We start from the raw sequence: 20879 nt of genomic DNA on the forward strand, positions 1-20879 counted from the left end.
ATTATTTTGTGACAGTAACAGGCACTCGCCAAATCAAACTACTATCCTCAGTGGTTACCACCAGCTCGCCCTCACCTACTTTTTTCCCGGTTAGCGTCATCGTATCCCTATCCAGCTCAACGGCATTTGCGTCTCCTTCCCACACCACTGTGTAGCTCTGATTGTGAGCGTTAATAGGCGCAAGTAGTACCTGATACTTTGATGTTGCATCGACAGCCAACGCTGTTTGCTCGACATAAACGTACACTCCGGCTACATCAACCTTGCCGTCTGCGTAAAAAGACGCGGGTCGCTTTGAGGTCTGCATAACACTGTTCGGGCTAAGCGCTACAATCTGCGCACCCGGCTCATGCGTCCAGCGGCCAAATTCGCCCTGACGGGTGATATCAAAGTAGAGGTAGTCATCACAATCACCGTTTTTCATGCCGCCCCAAGACCAGTTAAGCCAACCAATGTCCGCTTTTTGCAAGATCTCCATCCCTTCTAAATAAGGCAAAGGTTTGGGGTTTTCGCACTGACCGACACGGGTAACCGATGGCCCCTCTCCAATAATCAGTGCCACACCTTGCTCTCGCGCACTGTTCGCAGCCAATTCATAATTGGCAATACTGTCCTGCTCTGACCAATAGGAGTGGGCTGCAAAAATCACGTTTTGCAGAGGATCGTGCTCCAATAAATGCAGCGCTGTGCGCAGTAGTTGAGCGATATCTTGCCCCCAAATCGCAGCGTCAATCATTATGGGGACTGTGTACCCCCAATCGCGCAACTCAGTAATGGCCTTTTTATAGGTGGCGAGGAAATCCTCATCACTTATATCGTGCCCACCTGCTTCGTTCGCAATATTCAATATGGCCCACTGTCGGTTGGACTCAATGGCCTTTGTAATGACCGGGTCTTTCCAAAAGTCCACGCATTTTTGCAGTTCTTCCCCCCACTTACCGGTGGCATCGTGGCACTCAATAACCGGCACCATTTTATGCGCAATGGTGCGGTCAATCAGGCTGACTAAGTCTTGCGTATTAGGGTATTTATAGCTCCACACCAAACGCAGGGTGTTCGCCCCAGACTGCGCAACTTCGGGGATCAATCGCTCGCCCGTCGGATCATTTGACCAAACAAACATTTCATTGAAACCACGCATGACCAGCGGTTCGCCCGCAGCAGTTTTTATTGCTCCATTCTCTACACGCAAAGTCGATGCATTGGCACAGATACTGGCTAGCACACTGGCCAGCGCGGCAATCACGCCAAGGTTTATAATTTTCATGTACTCTCCTCCAATGTAGAAACTACGTACTCGGTCATTTTAATGGGTGGATTCACAACATCTTGTGCCAACTCAAACTCCGCGCTGAGCCGTATATCCGAAGATGACGCGCCTACGGATAGCGTAAACTTTCCCGCCTCGGCCACACGTTTCATCTCCAGGTCGTAAAACGCCAAATGAAATACAGGCACCTTAAATGTCAATCGGACTTCTGCCCCGCTTGCGAGGAACACCTTTTTAAAACCTTTAAGTTCCTGAACTGGGCGGGTCACACTCGCATGCTGATCGCGAATATACAATTGAGGCGTTTCATACGCATCACGCTGACCGATATTTTGCAGATGAAAATGCAATCTCAAGTAACCATTACTCAAAACTCGCGATTCATCGACTTCCAATCCGGAGTACTCAAATGTCGAGTAGCTTAAACCATGCCCAAAACAAAACAGTGCATTCGTGTCGCCAAAGGCATAACCGCGTTTAGCGGTAGGCTTGTAATTGTAGTAGGCCGGAATATGACCGGCGGAACGCGGAAAGCTAACCGGCAATTTGCCACTGGGAGACACCACACCAAACAGTACATTCGCTAAAGCTGCACCGGTGTTTTGCCCCAGGTACCAGGCCTCCAGTACGGCCGGCATAGCCTCAGCCACGGACTCTAAGGCATACGGTCTGCCATTGTTGAGCACCAGCACGATCGGTTTACCCGCAGCTACAATTTCCTGTACGAGTGTTTCTTGATCCCCGGGCAGTTTTAAAGAGGACACATCACCCAAATGCGACTCAGACCAAGCCTCACGGCAAGTTGATTCATTATCACCAACCACTAGTACGACCACGTCAGACTCTAGGGCAACCGCCTTAGCTTGCTCTATAAGCTGACTGTTTTCTTCGCTCTCGGCGCATACAACCTGGTCCGTATGCCAACGCTCTTTTGATAGCGTATTTGCTGCAATCGAATCGTAGCCGGCCTGCCAGTGATTTTCAGTTAACTTAACGCCCGGCGCGGACACTACTTTTACATCTTTAGCCCGTAAGTAGTTTTGAATACCATCGAGCACCGATATTGTGTGGCTAGGCACATCCGAGTAACCGCCCAATAAAGTTTCGTGAACGTGCGGCCCAATAACGGCCAGCGTTGTTAGCGAATCCGCATCGAGCGGCAGTAACTGCTTATCATTTTTAAGCAAAACGATAGCCTGCTCTGCCACGCGCTGGCTTAGTTGAACATGCTTGCCGCAACCAATCAGCTCCGGCTCAAGACTTTTTGGGATGTGAGGCTGCTCGAACAATCCTAACTGCAGTTTATTGCGCAAGATTCGCGACACCGCAGCATCAAGCGCTGCTAAATTCACCTGATTAGGATGGGCAAAATACGCGGCAAAGGCATCGCCATCGGGGAGTTCTATATCCACACCCGCATGCAATGCACGATCTGCAGCGGCCTCTTTTGTTGCGCAAAGTTGATGCTTTGTTACCAGCTCATCAATCGCAAAGTAGTCACTCACTATGCTGCCCTGATACCCCCACTCTTCGCGCACAATATTATTCAAAATGGTTTTATTTACGTGAGACGGAATACCGTCAATCTCATTGTAAGAGGCCATAATCGAGCTCGCCCCACCCAGCTTCACGGCCACTTCAAACGGGAGCAAGAAAATTTCACGCAGCGCGCGCTCGCCCATTTCTGCAGGCGCCGTATTCAAACCACCACTGGGCTGACCATGGCCCGTTAAGTGTTTTAACGTGGCCAATACTTTATCTTCGGCAATACAATCAGGGTCTTGCCCTTGCAAACCAGCCAGTGCAGCCAGCCCCATTGCAGACACCAAATATGGATCTTCCCCGAAGGTTTCTTCTATCCGCCCCCAGCGAGGATCACGCGCCACGTCTAATATTGGCGATAGTACCTGGTTGCCTCCGCGAGCTCTGACCTCGCGCGCAATGGCCTCGTGTACCCGCTCGACGAGCTCTGGTGAGAATGTACTGGCCATGGCAATAGCCTGAGGAAAGCTGGTTGCACCTTGAGCGGCATGACCGTGCAACGCCTCTTCGTGAAAAATGGCAGGTATCGCCAGGCGAGTGCTGTCTAACAACCACTGTTGCGTCGCATTTACAAAATTGATGGTGGCGGCAATTGATTTATTGGGGGTCACGGTGGCTTTATTTTCTGCAGGTCGAGCGACATGACCAATTCCCTGCTTTAGGTGTTCGCCCACCAAATCGCTCTGAAACTCGCCCTCCTCGCTCTCGAAAGCCTGCCGCCCTGCGAGTACAGACTGCACTTGGGCCACTTTTTCCTTGTAGGACATTTGGCTGAGCAATTTCTCGATGCGGATGTCCGCTGCGGCGTTACGGTCGAGATGGGTGCGGTCACTGCGGTGGCGCATATCACTTCTCCATTGCTGGGCATCGCTTAAACTCACCAACTCCATGCGACCGTCAACCCCTGGGCTAACTAAGGGTTGCCGCCTGTACCAATAGTAGTTATGCGAGGTTTATTATGGTAATTTCACTAATTGTCCTCCGGACACTTAGCTAAATCCAGCTTTATTCGTCAAATTTACCAAACTTTATAACAATGAAAACACCGTACCTACACTCTGTCGACAACGTGGTCTTTGGTTACAACAAGAGACAGCTGTACGTTCTGGTTACACAGTACCTGCGCGGACCACTGCAGGGGCAGCACGCACTGCCCGGCGACTGGTTACACCCAACCGAAACACTGGAGCAAGCGGCCGAACGAATCTTAAAAGAAAGAACGGGATTAGAGTCGGCAACACTCAAACAATATTATACTTTTTCAGCCTTGAACCGGCACCCAAGTGAGCGAGCCATCGGTACGGCTTTCTGGATGATTACGCATTGCGATAAGTGCTCTGAGCTAAAAAACAATCACGATGTTTGCACTCAATGGTATTCATTGGATAAAGTTCCTACTTTGATTTTCGATCACACAAAGATTCTTAACCTGGCCCGCCGAGCCCTCAAAAGTACGGTGAGCAGTCACCCTATGGGCCGCGACATCTTGCCTGTCAAATTTACGATTGGCGAATTAATAGACCTGTACGAAACGCTACTCGATATTGAACTTGACGCTCCCAATTTTCGTCGCAAGCTACAGCGCAATAATTTGCTCACGGCCACACAAGAAAAAGCCCGCTCACCTCAAGGCCGGCTATCCACCGTGTACACATTCAATTCCCAAGCCTATGAAACGCTTGCCGCTACTGGGCTACCGATGGCATTTAGCGCTTAGCAAGTCACAGACAAACACGGGGCGATGATGCGAGTATTCTAACCCTACAATTAGCTCGAAAAATTTCCGGCTGGCTTGAGCGGATTTGCAAATAGTACCAGCCATGAAAAAGGGCCAGCTATTGGCCGGCCCTTTCTATAACACAGAAGTACATAAGCAACGATTCACAATCCAAAGCTAAAAACGTGTGCTCACTCCGATAGTATAGCTATCCCCGAGATACTGCTCCTGATATTCTACGTCCACAGCAAAAGACTTACTCCAATACCATGTAGAACGCGCCGTATACAGCTCGCTTTGAGTACTGTAGCTACCCCCTAAACTCAAAGTCGGAGTAAAGTAATAATCTGCCTCAAGCAACCAGGTATCATCACCGATGTCGGGGTCCGAGTAGGTCGCCTCCATATTAATGGCAGCCGTTTCGGTCACGGGCACCACATACTTCGCCCCCAGGTTCCATCCATTTTCGAAAAGCGAATTGCGTTTATTAAAATCCGTAGTAATCAACAATCCCTCTAGCGGCATCACACCAATAGAGGCGAACCAAAAGTCCGAATCGTTGCTACTGGTTGAATTGAAAGACTGATACTCGTAATCAGAATAGCTGTAGGTGCCTTCCAAATAGAGATAATCTGCGACATAGCTGCGGGATGTTAAGGTGAGGTAATCGTAAGTTGAAGACGCTGCATTGCAACTAGCACAGTCTGTGAAGCGGCTTTCTGTTTCTCTGCGCTGCATGGATAACTCAAGGGAGCTTACCCCCTGTAAAAAAGCCGCCTCGGCATAGGGTTGCTGTCCCAGTTTGACGGGTGCGTAAAAATAGCTCGCCTCTACACCATAGGCCTGGGAATCAAAATCAAGCGAAGCAATGGGTTGGTCGTCATAGGTATAACTGCCTCGTAACTCGAATTGATATTCGCTTTCGAGATTGAGAGAGGCCATATCCGCCTGCGCGGCAACACTCAATAACAAAGCGGGTGTCACTAAAAATTTAGTCGCTATTATTTCCATAATTTGTCTCTATAAAAACTAACAACTCTCCCTATTCCTTTTTTAACTTGTTATATCGGCAGGTGCGCGGACAACACACGCTGAGGTAGACTTAAAGGTGGGGAATTAGTTCCTCCGGCGGCACCGGAGGAACTTGGTCAAGCAAAGCCTGATTATGTTCTCGGCAGGGTCACACCGCGCTGGCCCTGATACTTACCGCCGCGGTCTTTGTAACTGGTTTCACAGACTTCGTCTGACTCAAAAAACAGCATCTGCGCTACGCCTTCGTTGGCGTAAATTTTGGCAGGCAGCGGTGTGGTATTGGAAAATTCCAATGTCACATGGCCTTCCCACTCGGGCTCCAACGGCGTTACGTTGACGATAATGCCGCAGCGAGCGTAAGTCGATTTTCCCAAACACACGGTCAGTACCGAGCGAGGTATGCGAAAGTACTCTACGGTGCGAGCCAGAGCAAAAGAGTTGGGGGGAATGATACAAACATCGCTTTTTACATCGACAAAGCTATTCTCATCGAAGTTCTTGGGGTCCACCACCGAGGAGTAGACGTTGGTAAAAATCTTGAACTCGTCGGCGCAGCGTACATCGTAACCGTAACTCGAGGTACCGTAGGAGACAATTCTCTGATCATTTTCATCAAAGCGAACCTGGCCAGGCTCGAAAGGCTCAATCATACCCTGCTCTTCGACCATGCGTCGCATCCACTTATCCGACTTAATGCTCATTGTCTCTCCTGATAAGGTGTTAAAAAGTGGGCGCATGATAGCCTTTTTATGGGGTTGATTAAAGTGTGCAGCAACGAATAACAAAAGGCCCGCAAGCACATATAATAACGACCGCAGGCCACCGAAGTCAGGATCGCCCAGTGTCATCTTGAATAGGTGCGTGGGCGGCCGCGCCGAGTCACCCTCACCTTACTCGACACCCCAACTGGCCAAACCATACCCCCCTACCTTTGGCAATCCCAACGAGCGCGACTCCAGCCGAGCTACAACTGATGCTGGCAGCGCTTGCAACCCAACCTGGGACACAGATGTAAACATTTCCCGACATTTATTCAATTGACAACGTTGTATCTGAGGGTGGAAGATCGGGAAAAAGGAGACATTAATGGCTATACGACACAGATTGACCACTTTTTTCTGGGGCTTGATCTTCTCAGGCTTAAGCACCGGCGTATTCGCCAGCGACCAAGCAAGACTGATCCTAAGGGTCGACGATATCGGTATGACCCACGCCACCAATCAAGGATTGGCGGATCTTGCGGCGCTGAACATCCCGTTTGCAGCGTCGGTTATGTTTACCACCCCCTGGTATCAGGAGGGTGTGGAAATACTCAAAGCCAACCCACACATCTCGGTAGGCGTTCACCTCACTCTCAACGCTGAGTGGCGACACTATCGTTGGGGGCCGATCGCTGGTCGCAATGAGGTGCCCTCACTGATCAACGATACCGGCTATTTCTACCCGTCAACGGCACAGTTTCTGGAGCAACAGATAAGCCTGGACGAAGTTCGCCTGGAACTAGAAGCGCAGATTCAGCGCGCGCTGGCTACGGGATTAAACATCGCGTACGTTGACTACCATATGCGTACGGCGCTAGCCACACCGGAACTGCTTGCGGTGGTCACCGGGCTGGCCCAAAAGTATGAATTGAGAATGTCGATGCGCATGGGCGAGGCAGTCACCACCATGTTTGATGTCCCCATCGAAGAGAAGCAATCCCGGTTTTTAAGTCACCTGAAGAACTCGCTTGAGAAAGACAAGGTCAATGTGCTGGTTATTCACGCGGCCCGCAATCAACCGGAAATGCAGGCGCTGATTGACCTTAACAACGCCACAATGAATACCGCAGAAATGGAGCCTCTGGTGGCGCTGCACCGCGGCTCTGAGCTCGATATGTTGCTATCCCCCGAGTTTGCAGAATTCACCCGAGGCGATGACATTGAGTTTATAAACTATCACATGACCGACAACCCGTTTAGCCAGCCTTAATCGGTCTCGATGATGGTCGCGGGCCCCGCCTGCTGACCATCGATCCACAGCCGAGCCGCTAAACGACGAGCCGCATCAATGTAGGCTAAACTCTCGGGGCTTTGGGCATCGGCGACCACAGACGGTTTTCCGCTATCGGCGTCACGGCGTATGGCCAGCGACAAAGGCAAGGCTCCCAGTAGCTCGGTATCATAATCACGGGCAATACGCTCGCCTCCGCCTGTGCCGAATATATGTTCTTTGTGGCCGCACTCGGAGCAGGTGTGAACGGCCATATTTTCAACCACCCCCAGTACCGGCACACTGACCTTACGAAACATTTCAATGCCCTTTTTCGCATCGAGCAAGGCAATATCCTGCGGTGTTGTTACCACCACAGCGCCGCTCACCGGCACACTCTGCGACAGCGTCAGGGCGATATCACCGGTACCGGGCGGCATATCAATCAGCAGATAATCGAGATCGTCCCAGCGCGTTTGCATTAACAGCTGCTTGAGCGCACCGCTGGCCATAGGCCCTCGCCACACCATGGGGGTTTGCTCGGTCACCAAATAGCCCATGGAAATTGACTGAACGCCATGTGCATCAATCGGCACCATCTGCTGCTCTTTGCCCTCGCCCACAATCTCGGGCCGGCGGGCACCGATGCCCAGCATTTGCGGCTGACTCGGACCGTAAATATCGGCATCCAAAATACCTACCCGAGCACCCTCGGCCGCCAGTGCCAGTGCCAGATTCACAGTGGTCGTGGACTTACCCACGCCGCCTTTACCCGAGGCCACAGCGATGATGTTTTTGACACCGGGAATGGCGGCAATGGAGTTTGCCCCCGGGTGCGCTGCCACCTGCCAGTCTAATGTGAGCTCGATGGCGTCCACTCCAGGTACATCTAGCAACGCCGCACGAATGCGCTCGGCGAGGCGTGTATCATGGCCCACCGGGTACCCCATGGTGACCGACACAAATACCTTTGCGCCGTCAACGCGCACCTCGTGGGGAATATTCAGTGCGGCTAGCGATAAGTTGAGGTTTGGGTCCTGCACCTCGCCCAACGCTGTGGTAAGTGCCCGGGGTTCCAGAGCTGGCATAGTGGTATCTCTTTACAGTGTATTCATGACGTAGATGGTGGGGGCAAAACCGCGCTTTACAAGCCTTATGAGACCACACAGGGGGTTCCTTTTCCACGGTAAGATTTAGTCCTAAGCGATTGAAAAATCATCCAAAATACCGTCAAAAAATGCTATAGTGCCGCACCAATTTTTCCGACCGTCCATCCTTGGGTCGTAACCAGGCGCCCACAAAGCGCCCCAGAAAACAGGACAGCTATGACTACTCGCCGCAAAATTATGGTCACCAGTGCATTGCCCTACGCCAATGGCGAATTGCATCTGGGCCACATTATGGAGCAGATTCAGACCGATATTTGGGTCCGATTCCAGAATTTGCGCGGGCACGAGTGTTATTACTTCTGCGCTGACGACGCCCACGGCACCGCCATTACGCTCAAGGCTGAAGAGCAAGGCATAAGCCCCGAGCAGCATATTGAAAATATGCACGCCGCGCACAAGTCGGTAGCCGAAGGCTTCTTGGTAAAGCACGATAACTTCTACACCACTCACTCGACCGAAAACCGCGAGTTGTCGGAGTTGATCTATAAACGCCTTGAAGCCAAAGGGCATATCGCGCGCCGCTCTATCACCCAGGCGTTTGACCCGGAAAAACAACTGTTTTTAGCCGACCGCTACATCAAAGGCGCCTGCCCCAAGTGCAAGACCGAGGATCAGTACGGCGACAACTGTGAAGCCTGCGGTGCTACTTATAGCCCCATGGACCTCATCAACCCAATTTCCGCTCTCACCGGCGCCACCCCAGTGCCAAAAGAATCTGAGCACTTTTTCTTTAAGTTGCCAGAGTTTGCGGACTTTCTGAAAGACTGGACCCGCGCCGGCCACTTGCAAGATGAGGTCGCCAACAAGGTGGCCGAGTGGCTGGATGCGGACCTACAAGAGTGGGATATCTCCCGCGACGCGCCCTATTTTGGCTTTGAAATCCCTGGTCACCCTGGCAAGTATTTTTATGTCTGGCTGGACGCCCCCATCGGCTATATCGCCAGCTTAAAAAACTTCGCCGACCAACAGGGCATGGACTGGCAGGAGTTTTGGAGCAAAGACAGTGAGTGCGAAGTGCACCACTTTATTGGCAAAGATATCGTCAATTTCCACGCCCTGTTCTGGCCCGCGATGCTGCATTCGGCCGAGCTACGCACGCCAACCAAAGTCAATGTGCACGGCTTTGTCACCGTTAACGGTAAAAAGATGTCGAAGTCGCGCGGCACCTTCATCAATGGCCAGACTTATCTGCAGCACTTAGACCCCGAGTACCTGCGCTACTACTTCGCCGCAAAACTGACCAGTGCCGTGGATGATTTAGACTTGAACCTCGACGACTTTATCGCCCGGGTCAATTCTGACCTGGTGGGTAAAGTGGTGAATATTGCCAGTCGCACCGCCAAGTTTGTCGCCAAAGCAGGTGGCAGCATGAGCGACGCGCCTGCCGATACCGAGCTGTGGCAGCGCTTTGTCGATGCGGAAAGCGTGATTGCCGAGCACTACGAGCAGCGCAACTTTAGCAAAGCCATGCGCGACATTATGGCTCTGGCCGATGCCGCCAACGAGTATATTGCCGCCGCCGAACCCTGGAAAATGGCCAAAGAAGAAGGCCGCGAGCGCGAAGTGGTCGACGTGTGTTCCCTGGGCGTAAATATGTTCCGCGCCCTGATGACGTTTCTCAAACCGGTTTTACCGCTGCTGGCCGAGCGCGCCGAAGAGTTCCTCGGTGAAACCTTATCCTGGGCCGATAGCCTCGCCTACCGCGGCGGCGCCATCAATAAATTCAAGCCTCTGTTGCAACGCATCGAAAAAGACAAGGTCGACGCTATGATTGAAGCCAGCAAAGAAGAAGCCGCCCCCAAGGCGACGGGGCCTTTAGCTGACGAGCCCCTGTGCGACGAGATCGAGTTTGGTGATTTTGCCAAGGTAGATCTGCGCGTGGCCAAAATTGTTGCCGCCAGTCATGTCGAAGGAGCGGACAAGCTGCTGCAGCTCACGCTCGACATCGGGGGCGAGACCCGCAACGTATTCTCGGGCATTAAATCGGCTTATAAGCCAGAAGATCTCGAAGGCCGCTTAACCGTGATGGTGGCCAACCTCAAGCCGCGCAAAATGAAGTTCGGCATGTCAGAGGGCATGGTGCTGGCCGCAGGCCCCGGTGGTAAAGAGATTTACCTGCTGGAGCCCGACCAAGGCGCGCTGCCAGGTCAGAGGGTTATGTAATATACGGATTACGGGTGACGGCATACGGTGAACGAAGTGGTTTTTTCGTCGACCGTTCCCCGCTCACCGTTTTCCATTTATAAGCATATACCCAATCAACCTAAATGAGATTCGTTTTTATATTGAACCGCGCCGGGTGCATCCGGGATAATGCGCCCTAAGCGCTATGGTCCTGGGGCCTGCTCACAATGATGAGTGTGAACAGGCCCTAGCGGGACTAACTTCGAGGTGAACAGCATGACCGATTTAGCGGTTATTTTGCTCAGCACAATTTTGGTGAATAACTTTGTACTGGTTCAGTTTCTGGGCCTGTGCCCCTTTATGGGGGTTTCCAACAAGTTGGAGACCGCCATTGGCATGGCCAGTGCTACCACGTTTGTTTTGACGCTGGCATCGATTTGTAGCTATTTGGTGGCCACTTGGGTACTGCAACCACTGGGGCTCGAGTATATGCGCACCATTAGCTTTATTCTGGTGATTGCGGTTGTCGTGCAGCTGGCGAAAATGTTTATCGAAAAAACCAGCCCGCTGTTGTATCGGGTGCTGGGTGTGTTTCTGCCCCTGATCACCACCAACTGCGCCGTGCTGGGTGTCGCGCTACAAAATACGCAAAAGGCTCACAGCTTTGTCGAATCCACGATTTTTGGTTTTGGTGCAGCCCTGGGTTTTTCATTGGTACTTATTTTATTTTCAGCCATGCGGGAACGCCTGGCTGTGGCCGATGTGCCCACCCCGTTTAAGGGAGCAGCCATCGGCATGATTACCGCCGGACTTATGTCACTGGCCTTTATGGGCTTTGGCGGATTGGTATAACGAAACGCTTATGTTAGAAACCATTACACAGTACCCCATTGCCGCCGCGCTAATCGCTTTGATTGGTTTGGCCTTGTTATTCGGCGCACTGCTGGGGTTTGCCGCTGTCCGCTTCAAAGTGGAAGGCGACCCAATTGTCGAGCAGATCGACGGTATTCTGCCGCAAACTCAATGCGGACAATGTGGCTACCCTGGCTGCCGGCCATACGCCCAAGCCATTGCCAATGGCGACGCTATTAATAAATGCCCCCCCGGTGGCCAGACCACAATCAATGAATTGGCGGATTTGCTGGACGTGGACGCACCAACACTGGACGAAGAGCACGGTGAGGAATCCGAATTACCGACCGTAGCGGTCATTCGCGAAGACGAGTGCATCGGCTGTACCAAGTGCATTCAAGCCTGCCCTATGGACGCAATACTTGGCGCCGCCAAACAAATGCACACGGTTATTGCCGATGAATGCACTGGCTGTGATCTGTGCGTAGAACCTTGCCCGGTGGACTGTATCGATATGATACCCGTCGAAACATCGCTCAAGGAATGGCGCTGGGACTTACCTCCGGCCAGTCACGAGCAAGCCGAAAATCTTATTGCAACCGATCTCGGCCGCGGCCAAGCGCAAAAAACCGGTGAAGCAGCTTGATGGAATTGATAAAGGTTTGGGATATTCCGGGGGGCGTACACCCACCGGAGAATAAAGCGCAATCGCTGGTTGAGCCTCTGGGCAGCATTCCCATTGCTCCGCAGCTGATACTGCCTGTCAGTCAGCACATTGGTGCCGCGGCCAAGCCCATCGTCAAGGTTGGCGATTTGGTGCTCGGCGGACAGGTTGTGGCAGAAGCCGACGGCGTATTCAGTGCAAATGTACACGCCCCGACGTCAGGGCGGATTGCCGCCATTGTAGAGCATACCGTCCCGCATCCTTCCGGTATGACGGATCAGTGCATTATTCTCGATACCGACGGTAAAGATGAATGGGTATCGCTTGTACCGTGGGAAGATTTTGATACTCGCGGTAAAGAGGATATTTTGTCGCGCATTCGCCAATCGGGCATTGCCGGGCTTGGCGGCGCAGGCTTTCCAACCGCGGTAAAACTCAACCCACGCGCCAATCATCCGATTGATACCCTCATTATTAACGGTACCGAGTGCGAGCCCTATATTACCGCCGACGATATTCTAATGCGCGAGCGTGCCGACGATGTCGTCGCTGGCGCTAAAATCTTAGCCAAACTACTGAACCAGCCCGAGCGCGTAGTCATAGGCGTCGAGGATAACAAGCCCGAGGCAATTGCAGCGCTGACCGAAGCGGCCGATGGTACCGCCATTCAGGTAGTGAGCTTTCCCACCAAATACCCCTCAGGTGGCGAGAAACAGTTGATTCAAATTTTGACCGGGCGTGAAGTGCCATCAGGACAGATTCCAGCTTCAATTGGTGTCGTGTGTCAAAACGTTGGTACCACCGCAGCGATCTATCGAGCCGTGCGCTTCGGCGAGCCACTGGTCAAGCGTATTACCACGGTAGTGGGTGAGGCATTGCAGAGCCAGCGGAATATTGAAGTTTTGTTGGGCACTCCGGTTAGCTTTGTATTGGAGCAGCACGGCTACAATCATAAACGCGCATCTCGTCTGGTCATGGGTGGCCCCATGATGGGCTTCAGCCTTCCAGACATTTCCGTGCCCGTGGTTAAAACCACCAATTGCCTGTTGGCTCCGGACAAGAAAGAATTGCCGCCGCCAGAACCTGCGCAAGCGTGTATTCGCTGTGGCATGTGCGCGGAAGCTTGTCCTGCCAGCTTGTTGCCACAACAGCTTTTCTGGTATGCACAGAGCGAAGATTTAGAAAAGCTCGAAGCGCACAACTTGTTTGATTGTATTGAATGCGGTGCCTGCTCTTACGTCTGCCCCAGTCATATTCCACTGGTGCAATACTACCGTGCAGCCAAGGGTGAAATTCGCCAACACCGTATTGATAAAGAAAAGTCCGACCGCTCGCGGCGACGCTTTGAGTTCCGCCAGGATCGCATAGCCAAAGAAGAGGCGGAAAAAGAAGCTAAGCGCCAGGCGCGCAAGAAGGCCGCGGAAGAGGCAAAAAAGAAATTGGCCGAACAAAAAACGGCCGAGCCCGACGCAGTGGAGAAGGCAAAAACACAAGCGGCCGCCACCAGCCCCGATACCGGCAAGCAACAAGCCAAGCTGCAGCGCTTGCTGGCCGCCGCTGAGGACAGCCTAAGACAAGCGCACAAACCGCAAGAGGACGCGACGCCCGAACAGCTTGAAAAGCAAGCTTCGCGTATTAAGCAGGCGGAACTCAAAGTGGCCGATGCCAAGAAAAAACTGCAAGCGTTTACGGACACCGCGACGGCGAGCGGAACTGTAGCGTCTCAAACAGAATCAGCCAGTGGCAGTGCGGAAAAATCCAATGACCCAGTGGCCGCTGCCATTGAGCGCGCCAAAGCAAAAGTAAGCATGAGCCCGGAAGAAAAGCTGCGCTCAAGCCTTGAGTCGCTACATAAGCGTTTGCAAAAGGCCGAGCAAAAGGTACGCGAAGCGCAAGCTGAAGGCTCTGACAAACTGGATGCGCTACGTACAGGTGCAGAAAAGTTAAAAGAGAAAATCGCAACCACCCAAAGCGAGTTGAACGATATTGCACCCAGCACCGTAGCCGAACCCACACCGATGGATTCGGCTACGAGCGACGCGGCCAGCAGCGCCATTGAAAAGGCCAAAGCAAAAGCGGCCGCCATGGCGACCATGAGCGCCGAAGACAAATTGCGCAATCAGGTCGTTGCATTGGAAGCTCGGCTGGAGAAAGCGCAAGCGCGCCTGGCCAAAGCCAAACAGGAAGATGATGAAAATATTGACGCCTTTCAAACCGGCGTTAATAAATTGGAAGAAAAATTAGCCATGGCCCGCGAACAGTTGGCCGAGTTAACCTAACCAGAGAAACGGACGCAGCAATGGCACTTTTGCGCATATCTTCACCCCATACACACCGCGCCCTAGGCACAGGGTCGGTGATGCGCACTGTCGTGCTGGCCACCCTACCCGGGCTTGCCGTACTCACGTACTTCTTTGGGTTAGGCACCTTGCACAATGTGCTACTGGCCAGTATTGCCGCGCTTGGATTCGAAGCCCTGGTAATGAAATTACGCCATCGCCCGGTTATGTTTTACCTGCGCGACTGCAGCGCTTTGGTCACAGGTGTTCTGCTGGGCCTTGCTCTGCCTCCCTATTGTCCGTGGTGGTTGGTGGTGCTGGGCAGTGGTATAGCGATTATTCTTGCCAAGCAACTCTATGGCGGCATGGGTTTTAATCCTTTTAACCCCGCCATGGTTGCCTATGTCGTTTTGCTAATTTCATTTCCTTTGCAAATGAGCCAGTGGGCAGCGCCGCTGGATATTGGCGGCCAGACACCGGGAGTTGTTGTAGCCCTGGAGCAAATCTGGCTGGGACAAGGTATCGACGGCTATACCGCCGCTACACCTCTCGACACCATAAAACAGAACAGCACTCTGTTAGTCAGTGATGCGTATCTACAAGACCCGGTATTGAGCGCAGGTCAGTTTGCCGGGGCCGGTTGGGAGTGGGTCAATATTGCCTTTTTAGCGGGCGGCGCCTTTTTGCTTTATCGCCGCATTTTTACCTGGCACGCCCCGGTGGCCATGCTGTTGAGCCTATCATTAATGGCATTTTTATTTTACGACGGCGGCAGCTCTACCAGCGGTGGCTCCATAGTGTTTCACCTATTGTCTGGCGGCACGATGCTCGGCGCATTCTTCATTGTCACCGACCCGGTAAGCTCTGCGGTAAGCAACAAAGGGCGGTTAATTTATGGCGCGCTGATCGGCGTATTGATTTACATTATCCGCATTTGGGGTAACTACCCTGACGCAATTGCCTTTGCTGTATTGTTGATGAATTTTGCCGCTCCTTTTATTGACTATTACACTTTGCCGCGCACCTATGGCCACAGCAAAAGTCAACGCGCAACGAAAAAGGATGACACCTAATGTTAGGCGCCTCCATCAGCAAAAATAGTGTACTGCTCGGTTTATTTGCTCTGGTAACTGCGGGCATTTTAGCGGTTACCCACTCGGGCACCAAGGAGCGTATCCAGGCCGCTGAGCGCGCTGCAGCGGCCCGGGCACTCAATGAACTTGTACCGTCATCGCGGATAGATAACGACTTACTCGCCGATACCTTGCCAATACCTGAAGCAATGTGGCCAGCACTGGGACTAGAAGAAGGCGAAAAAATTCACCGAGCCCGCAAGGAAGATGAAGTCATTGCCGTAATCCTGCCAGCGGTTGCTCCTGACGGTTATAGTGGAGATATTCGCCTGTTAATCGGCGTCAACCGAGATGGCAGTTTAGCCGGTGTGCGCGCTTTGTCGCACAAGGAAACTGCAGGGCTGGGCGATAAAATTGATTTGGCTAAAAGCGACTGGATTTTGGGCTTTAATGGCAAAAGTTTGCAAAACCCAGCCCGCGAGCAATGGAAAGTTAAAAAAGACGGTGGCGCGTTTGATCAATTTACCGGCGCAACCATCACGCCGCGTGCCGTAACCGCCCAGGTAAAACGTGCGCTGGAGCAAGTAGAACAACAACGCGCGCTGTTGTTTGAAATTCCGACCGACTCTGCCAACAACGGAGACAGCCATGAGTGATACAAACCAATGGGGTGATATCGCCCAAAAAGGTTTATGGAACAATAACCCGGCGCTGGTTCAGCTACTTGGACTTTGCCCTTTGTTGGCAGTATCCGGCTCTGTGGTGAACGCTCTGGGGTTGGGTCTGGCAACTATGCTGGTACTGACCAGCTCAAACATGGCCGTGTCATTGATTCGTAAAACTGTCAGTGATGCCGTTCGCCTCCCGGCCTTTGTGATGATCATTGCATCGCTTACCACCTGTATTGAGTTACTTATGCAGGCCTATACCTATGAGCTTTACACCATACTTGGGATTTTTATTCCACTGATTGTTACCAACTGTGCCATTCTTGGCAGGGCCGATGCATTTGCCAGTAAAAACCCAATACTACCTGCGGCATGGGACGGCTTTATGATGGGCTTAGGCTTTACCCTAGTACTGGTAACATTGGGAGCGATTCGTGAAATAATTGGCTCCGGGACGCTGTTCGCCAATATGCATTTGCTGTTTGGTGAAGTGGGACGCAACTGGACTCTGACTCTGTTTGCCGACTACCCCGGCTTCTTGGTGGCCATACTACCGCCCGGCGCATTTATCATTACCGGAATTTTAATTGCCGGTAAGAATGTCATCGATAAGCATTTGGCTGACAAAGCAGCGGCGCAGAAAGACAAACCCGTCAAGGGCAGTAAACGCGTCCGCACGACTGGAAAAATCGCCTAATTACCCCTGCAGGGCTTGGACATTTTTATCGGTCCAAGCCTTGCCAAACTCCCCTTCTAGCCTTAATAATATGAGAACCTTTGGCGGGCACTTTCTGCCGCTGCCTCATGCCACATCCAATTGTCGCCCAGAACTACATTTAGGTCGGCTCCATTTCGTCTAGTGAAGGAAGCATTATGTTCGAATTTAAGCAAGACAACGCCGAACAAATTCTCCATGATTACATCATCCCATGGGGTATCAATATTGGCACCGCCCTGCTGATTTTCATAATCGGTAAGATTGTGGTTAAGATTCTTGTTGGCCTTATTGGCAAGCTGCTCAGACGCACCCAGCTCGATAATATTTTGGTTGAATTTATCCAGGCCATTGCCAACGCGCTACTGTTGATTTTCGTCATTATTGCCGCCTTGGACCAACTTGGGGTCGACACCACCTCGTTAATCGCCCTTATCGGTGCAGCCGGCTTGGCCATTGGACTGGCTTTGCAGGGCTCACTGCAGAATTTTGCGGCGGGTTTTTTATTGTTGGTATTTCGCCCATTCACCGCAGGTCACTACATTGAAGCCGGCGGTACCGCCGGAGTGGTAAAAACCATCGGTATTTTCACCACCACATTAAACAGCCCCGATAACAAAGAAATTATCGTACCGAATGGTGCTATTTACTCGGGCAACATCATCAACTATTCGGCATTGCCAACTCGCCGCGTTGATTTGGTTTTTGGTATTGGCTACGGTGACGACATCAAAAAAGCCAAAGAGATTATGGAAAGTGTTGTTGCGGCAGACGAGCGCATTCTCGCCGAGCCCGCTCCGCAAATTGCGGTTAGCGAACTGGCGGACTCCAGCGTCAATTTTGTGGTTCGCCCATGGGTCGATAGCGCTGACTTTTGGCCGGTTAAATTTGATCTCACTGAAAAGATCAAATTGGCTTTCGATGAAAACGGTATAAGCATTCCCTTCCCGCAGATGGATGTTCATTTGTCGAAAGAAGACGCTTAGGGAGCCTCTGATTAAGTCCTCAGTGGCCTCTGGCTTACAGAGCTTTTCGACGATCCGATGGCGTGCCGATGGCCCGGTGAGGGGAGCCAACACAGAGATCGGAAAGCTCTGCAAGCCCCGAAGGGCGCGGCCAAAACGTCCATCCGCTGTGTTGCACCTCTTGCCAAGGACTATGGCCATTGCCTGCGAAGCGCGCCTTGCCGAGTGAACGTTTTGACTCGCGCAGAGACCACTGGAGACTTAATCAGAGGCTCCCTAACAGTATACTCCTGCAGGCCCTTCAGGCTTATCAATTTTCTAAAATCGATCATGCCCGGTAGGCCAAACGCCCCTTTGCAACCCGGCCCTCTCGAACGCTATTGCCGCTATTCAATAAATATAGTGAATTTCGGCGGTTTAGCTGCTTAACTTACTCATATACTTATAAGCAATGGTCATCAGGACGTGCCCGAACACCATCAGTCATACTCAAAGTCTATTAGGATTGCCTTTCTAATAGCAGGCCTGGTTTCTCTACTGCTCGTCGCCACCGGCGTCATTGTGGCAATGATTCAAGTTCAGGCCGCTGTGTCAGGCTACTTAAGCGGGCTGTCGGTCTGGACGCAATCCCAAGTTAGCAGCGCCTACCATTTGGCTCGCTACGCTGACACAGGTCACGCGCGCGAGCTAGTAAGCGCGCGCAAATACCTCAAAATTCCGTTGGCAGACCGTCAGGCGCGTCTGGCCATGGAATCTGGTGAAAGCCTGGATATTGCCGCCAGTTACTTAATTGCAGGTGATAATCATCCCGACGATGCTAGTCGTATGATTTTGCTGTTCGATTATTTTGGCAACTTGGGAAAGCTGCAGAAAGCATTCGAGGTGTGGAAGCGCGCTGATGTCGGGCTGTTAAAGACCGAAAGTATTGCCAATGAGCTCGAGCAATTGTGGTCTGCACCACAAACGGACATCAAAGCGATTCAACAACTGCAGATAGAACTGAGCGCTATCAATGTGGATCTAGAACAGCAGTCAACTCAGTTTCGTCAAGTTATGACGGGTACCGCTCGCTGGTTAACGCACGTCTTAACGTTAGGCAGCATCGCATTTATCCTGTTAATGGCGGGCATTGCATTCTGGCTGGTTAGACGACTAAACCATCTTCTCGAGGGCTCTCAGTTTAAGTATCAGGCAATTTTTGAGCAGGCCGCGGTTGGCATTGCTCACTTAAGCGATAATGAAATCATTAAAGATATAAACCCTGCCATCTGCGATATTCTAAGTACCCAGCCCGAGCGTTTAAAGGGGAGAAAAATACGAGACTTAATTCATTCCGATGACTGGTCACTGGACGAAGTGAGTAGGCAAGAACTCAACCGCGGTCGAATTGACCGCTATACCATTGAGCAGCGCCTGGCAAAACGCAACAACTTTATATGGGCCCGTCTTACCTACTCGCGTTCGCAACAACCTTCGCAAGCCAATCATTTAACACTGATCATTGAAGATATTTCTGAGTCTCGCAGGCTTTCCAACGAACTAAGTTTTCAGGCCACACATGATATTTTAACCGGACTTTTCAACAGGCGAGCGTTCGAACGCCGTTTAGCCGAGTCCCTAACGCGTGCTCGCAATGAGCGCGTCACTCATGCACTTTGTTTTATCGATTTAGATCAGTTTAAAGTCGTCAATGATACTTCTGGCCATTCAGCGGGTGACCGGTTACTTCAGCAAGTTACCGATTTGTTTACGCATAATTTACGTGAAGGGGATATGCTAGCAAGACTCGGTGGTGATGAGTTCGCAATGATTTTAGAAAATTGCTCAATCGACGATGCCGGAAAAATTGCCGAGAAACTACGTATCGCGCTTGAGGATTTTCATTTCAGCTGTCAAAAACACAGCTATGACATTAGCTGTAGCATTGGCGTTGTTCCCATTTCAGAAGAAGACCTGGATACCGAGTCGATTATGCGATCGGCAGATATTGCATGCTATTTGGCGAAGGAAAAAGGTAGAAACTTCGTCTACTTGGCGCGCGAAGATGACTCACACCGCCAAGAGCGAGCCGGAGAATTACAGTGGATATCAAGAATTCGCGATGCGATAGATGAAAACCGATTATTTCTCGATGCACAAAAAATAGAACCTCTACAAAGGGCTGAATCCAATATCTCGTATGAAGTTCTTGTTCGTCTGAGGGATGAAAACGGGGAAATTGTCCCGCCTTCCGCTTTTTTACCTGCCGCTGAACGATTCGGTGCCGCCCAGCAAATCGATCGCTGGGTGGTAAATCATACACTCCTCACCCTCAGCCAGTATCCTGACCATCTCAGTAAACTCGATAAATGTCATATTAATATATCAGGCCTATCGCTCGACAAAAAAAATTTTTATCAGTTTGTCATCGACGCATTCGACAAATACCAGGTAGACCCTCACAAAATATGTTTTGAGGTAACCGAAACTGCCGCGGTGAACAATTTGCTGGATGCGGTACAGTTTATGGAGAGCTTGGGCGAAACCGGCTGTAGCTTCGCCCTTGACGATTTCGGCACCGGTCTGTCGTCTTTTAGCTATTTAAAGCGCTTACCTGTCGACACATTAAAAATAGATGGTACTTTTGTCAGAGATATAACCAGTGATAAAACAGACTTAGCCATGGTAAAAGCGATAAACGAGATAGGCCAAACTCTTTCAAAAACAACAATTGCGGAATTTGTTGAAGACGAGCCATCCAAACAATTGCTGATTGAAATTGGAGTTAACTACGGCCAAGGCTATGGAATCCACAAGCCTCAGCACCTGGTAAGTTTCATAAGGGACAACAGTTAAGGC

The 20879-nt window shown here is 51.4% G+C and carries 16 protein-coding genes; 11 read left to right on the top strand and 5 right to left on the bottom strand.

Annotated elements, in window-relative coordinates; translation table 11 throughout:
- Position 1: 1 nt before the first annotated feature.
- Together QWI17_RS01970 and QWI17_RS01975 are read right to left on the bottom strand one after the other, a co-directional pair.
- On the bottom strand, positions 2-1267 hold the full coding sequence (locus QWI17_RS01970) for a cellulase family glycosylhydrolase (RefSeq protein WP_302720808.1): 1266 nt from the start codon (positions 1265-1267) through the stop codon (positions 2-4).
- On the bottom strand, positions 1264-3657 hold the full coding sequence (locus QWI17_RS01975) for a glycoside hydrolase family 3 N-terminal domain-containing protein (RefSeq protein ID WP_302720809.1): 2394 nt from the start codon (positions 3655-3657) through the stop codon (positions 1264-1266). The genes QWI17_RS01970 and QWI17_RS01975 overlap by 4 nt, the downstream gene beginning before the upstream one ends.
- A 191-nt stretch (positions 3658-3848) precedes the next feature.
- Here QWI17_RS01975 and QWI17_RS01980 point away from each other — a divergent pair, with 191 nt between their 5' ends.
- Complete coding sequence (locus QWI17_RS01980) at positions 3849-4529, top strand: NUDIX hydrolase (protein ID WP_302720810.1); 681 nt, start codon at positions 3849-3851, stop codon at positions 4527-4529.
- A gap of 177 nt (positions 4530-4706) precedes the next feature.
- On the opposite strand, the gene QWI17_RS01985 is transcribed toward QWI17_RS01980, so the two are convergent.
- Together QWI17_RS01985 and dcd are read right to left on the bottom strand one after the other, a co-directional pair.
- Complete coding sequence (locus QWI17_RS01985; RefSeq protein ID WP_302720811.1) at positions 4707-5540, bottom strand: putative porin; 834 nt, start codon at positions 5538-5540, stop codon at positions 4707-4709.
- A 152-nt stretch (positions 5541-5692) separates the two neighbouring features.
- Positions 5693-6262, bottom strand: a complete 570-nt coding sequence (dcd, locus tag QWI17_RS01990) for a dCTP deaminase (protein WP_302720812.1) — start codon at positions 6260-6262, stop codon at positions 5693-5695.
- A gap of 385 nt (positions 6263-6647) precedes the next feature.
- Here dcd and QWI17_RS01995 point away from each other — a divergent pair, with 385 nt between their 5' ends.
- Positions 6648-7532: a ChbG/HpnK family deacetylase gene (locus QWI17_RS01995; RefSeq protein ID WP_302720813.1), complete on the top strand. Its 885-nt coding sequence runs from the start codon at positions 6648-6650 to the stop codon at positions 7530-7532.
- On the opposite strand, the gene apbC is transcribed toward QWI17_RS01995, so the two are convergent.
- Positions 7529-8620, bottom strand: coding sequence for an iron-sulfur cluster carrier protein ApbC (gene apbC / locus QWI17_RS02000; RefSeq protein ID WP_302720814.1), 1092 nt, complete (start codon positions 8618-8620; stop codon positions 7529-7531). The two genes, QWI17_RS01995 and apbC, sit on opposite strands and share 4 nt — an antisense overlap.
- Positions 8621-8857: 237 nt before the next feature.
- Between apbC and metG the strand changes: the two genes are divergently transcribed.
- The 9 genes from metG to QWI17_RS02045 all read left to right on the top strand — a co-directional run bounded on the left by metG (position 8858) and on the right by QWI17_RS02045 (position 20876).
- Positions 8858-10864, top strand: coding sequence for a methionine--tRNA ligase (gene metG / locus QWI17_RS02005; RefSeq protein ID WP_302720815.1), 2007 nt, complete (start codon positions 8858-8860; stop codon positions 10862-10864).
- Between the two features lie 237 nt (positions 10865-11101).
- Positions 11102-11677, top strand: coding sequence for an electron transport complex subunit RsxA (gene rsxA, locus QWI17_RS02010; RefSeq protein WP_215977209.1), 576 nt, complete (start codon positions 11102-11104; stop codon positions 11675-11677).
- 10 nt (positions 11678-11687) lie between these two features.
- Complete coding sequence (gene rsxB, locus QWI17_RS02015) at positions 11688-12323, top strand: electron transport complex subunit RsxB (RefSeq protein ID WP_302720816.1); 636 nt, start codon at positions 11688-11690, stop codon at positions 12321-12323.
- Complete coding sequence (gene rsxC / locus QWI17_RS02020; RefSeq protein ID WP_302720817.1) at positions 12323-14620, top strand: electron transport complex subunit RsxC; 2298 nt, start codon at positions 12323-12325, stop codon at positions 14618-14620. Before rsxB ends, rsxC begins: the two co-directional genes overlap by 1 nt.
- A 20-nt stretch (positions 14621-14640) precedes the next feature.
- Positions 14641-15693 (top strand): electron transport complex subunit RsxD, encoded by a 1053-nt coding sequence (rsxD, locus tag QWI17_RS02025; protein ID WP_302720818.1) that lies wholly within the window; start codon positions 14641-14643, stop codon positions 15691-15693.
- On the top strand, positions 15693-16349 hold the full coding sequence (gene rsxG / locus QWI17_RS02030) for an electron transport complex subunit RsxG (protein ID WP_302720819.1): 657 nt from the start codon (positions 15693-15695) through the stop codon (positions 16347-16349). Before rsxD ends, rsxG begins: the two co-directional genes overlap by 1 nt.
- Positions 16342-17058 carry an electron transport complex subunit E gene (locus QWI17_RS02035; RefSeq protein WP_302720820.1) on the top strand — a complete coding sequence of 239 codons (717 nt, stop codon included), beginning with the start codon at positions 16342-16344 and terminating at the stop codon, positions 17056-17058. Before rsxG ends, QWI17_RS02035 begins: the two co-directional genes overlap by 8 nt.
- Positions 17059-17234: 176 nt before the next feature.
- On the top strand, positions 17235-18062 hold the full coding sequence (locus tag QWI17_RS02040) for a mechanosensitive ion channel family protein (RefSeq protein WP_302720821.1): 828 nt from the start codon (positions 17235-17237) through the stop codon (positions 18060-18062).
- 444 nt (positions 18063-18506) lie between these two features.
- The gene (locus QWI17_RS02045) at positions 18507-20876 is read left to right on the top strand and encodes a putative bifunctional diguanylate cyclase/phosphodiesterase (RefSeq protein WP_302720822.1); all 2370 of its coding nucleotides are present in this window, start codon (positions 18507-18509) and stop codon (positions 20874-20876) included.
- The last annotated feature ends 3 nt before the right edge of the window (positions 20877-20879 follow it).

Origin of the sequence: Gilvimarinus gilvus (assembly GCF_030518155.1) — a bacterium.
Lineage (GTDB): Bacteria > Pseudomonadota > Gammaproteobacteria > Pseudomonadales > Cellvibrionaceae > Gilvimarinus > Gilvimarinus gilvus.

What these genes read in the sequence shown, in the direction of transcription:
- QWI17_RS01970 (WP_302720808.1), bottom strand. Translation starts at nt 1,267, where the DNA reads ATGAAAATTATAAACCTTGGCGTGATTGCCGCGCTGGCCAGTGTGCTA.
- QWI17_RS01975 (WP_302720809.1), bottom strand. Translation starts at nt 3,657, where the DNA reads ATGCGCCACCGCAGTGACCGCACCCATCTCGACCGTAACGCCGCAGCG.
- QWI17_RS01980 (WP_302720810.1), top strand. Translation starts at nt 3,849, where the DNA reads ATGAAAACACCGTACCTACACTCTGTCGACAACGTGGTCTTTGGTTAC.
- QWI17_RS01985 (WP_302720811.1), bottom strand. Translation starts at nt 5,540, where the DNA reads ATGGAAATAATAGCGACTAAATTTTTAGTGACACCCGCTTTGTTATTG.
- dcd (WP_302720812.1), bottom strand. Translation starts at nt 6,262, where the DNA reads ATGAGCATTAAGTCGGATAAGTGGATGCGACGCATGGTCGAAGAGCAG.
- QWI17_RS01995 (WP_302720813.1), top strand. Translation starts at nt 6,648, where the DNA reads ATGGCTATACGACACAGATTGACCACTTTTTTCTGGGGCTTGATCTTC.
- apbC (WP_302720814.1), bottom strand. Translation starts at nt 8,620, where the DNA reads ATGCCAGCTCTGGAACCCCGGGCACTTACCACAGCGTTGGGCGAGGTG.
- metG (WP_302720815.1), top strand. Translation starts at nt 8,858, where the DNA reads ATGACTACTCGCCGCAAAATTATGGTCACCAGTGCATTGCCCTACGCC.
- rsxA (WP_215977209.1), top strand. Translation starts at nt 11,102, where the DNA reads ATGACCGATTTAGCGGTTATTTTGCTCAGCACAATTTTGGTGAATAAC.
- rsxB (WP_302720816.1), top strand. Translation starts at nt 11,688, where the DNA reads ATGTTAGAAACCATTACACAGTACCCCATTGCCGCCGCGCTAATCGCT.
- rsxC (WP_302720817.1), top strand. Translation starts at nt 12,323, where the DNA reads ATGGAATTGATAAAGGTTTGGGATATTCCGGGGGGCGTACACCCACCG.
- rsxD (WP_302720818.1), top strand. Translation starts at nt 14,641, where the DNA reads ATGGCACTTTTGCGCATATCTTCACCCCATACACACCGCGCCCTAGGC.
- rsxG (WP_302720819.1), top strand. Translation starts at nt 15,693, where the DNA reads ATGTTAGGCGCCTCCATCAGCAAAAATAGTGTACTGCTCGGTTTATTT.
- QWI17_RS02035 (WP_302720820.1), top strand. Translation starts at nt 16,342, where the DNA reads ATGAGTGATACAAACCAATGGGGTGATATCGCCCAAAAAGGTTTATGG.
- QWI17_RS02040 (WP_302720821.1), top strand. Translation starts at nt 17,235, where the DNA reads ATGTTCGAATTTAAGCAAGACAACGCCGAACAAATTCTCCATGATTAC.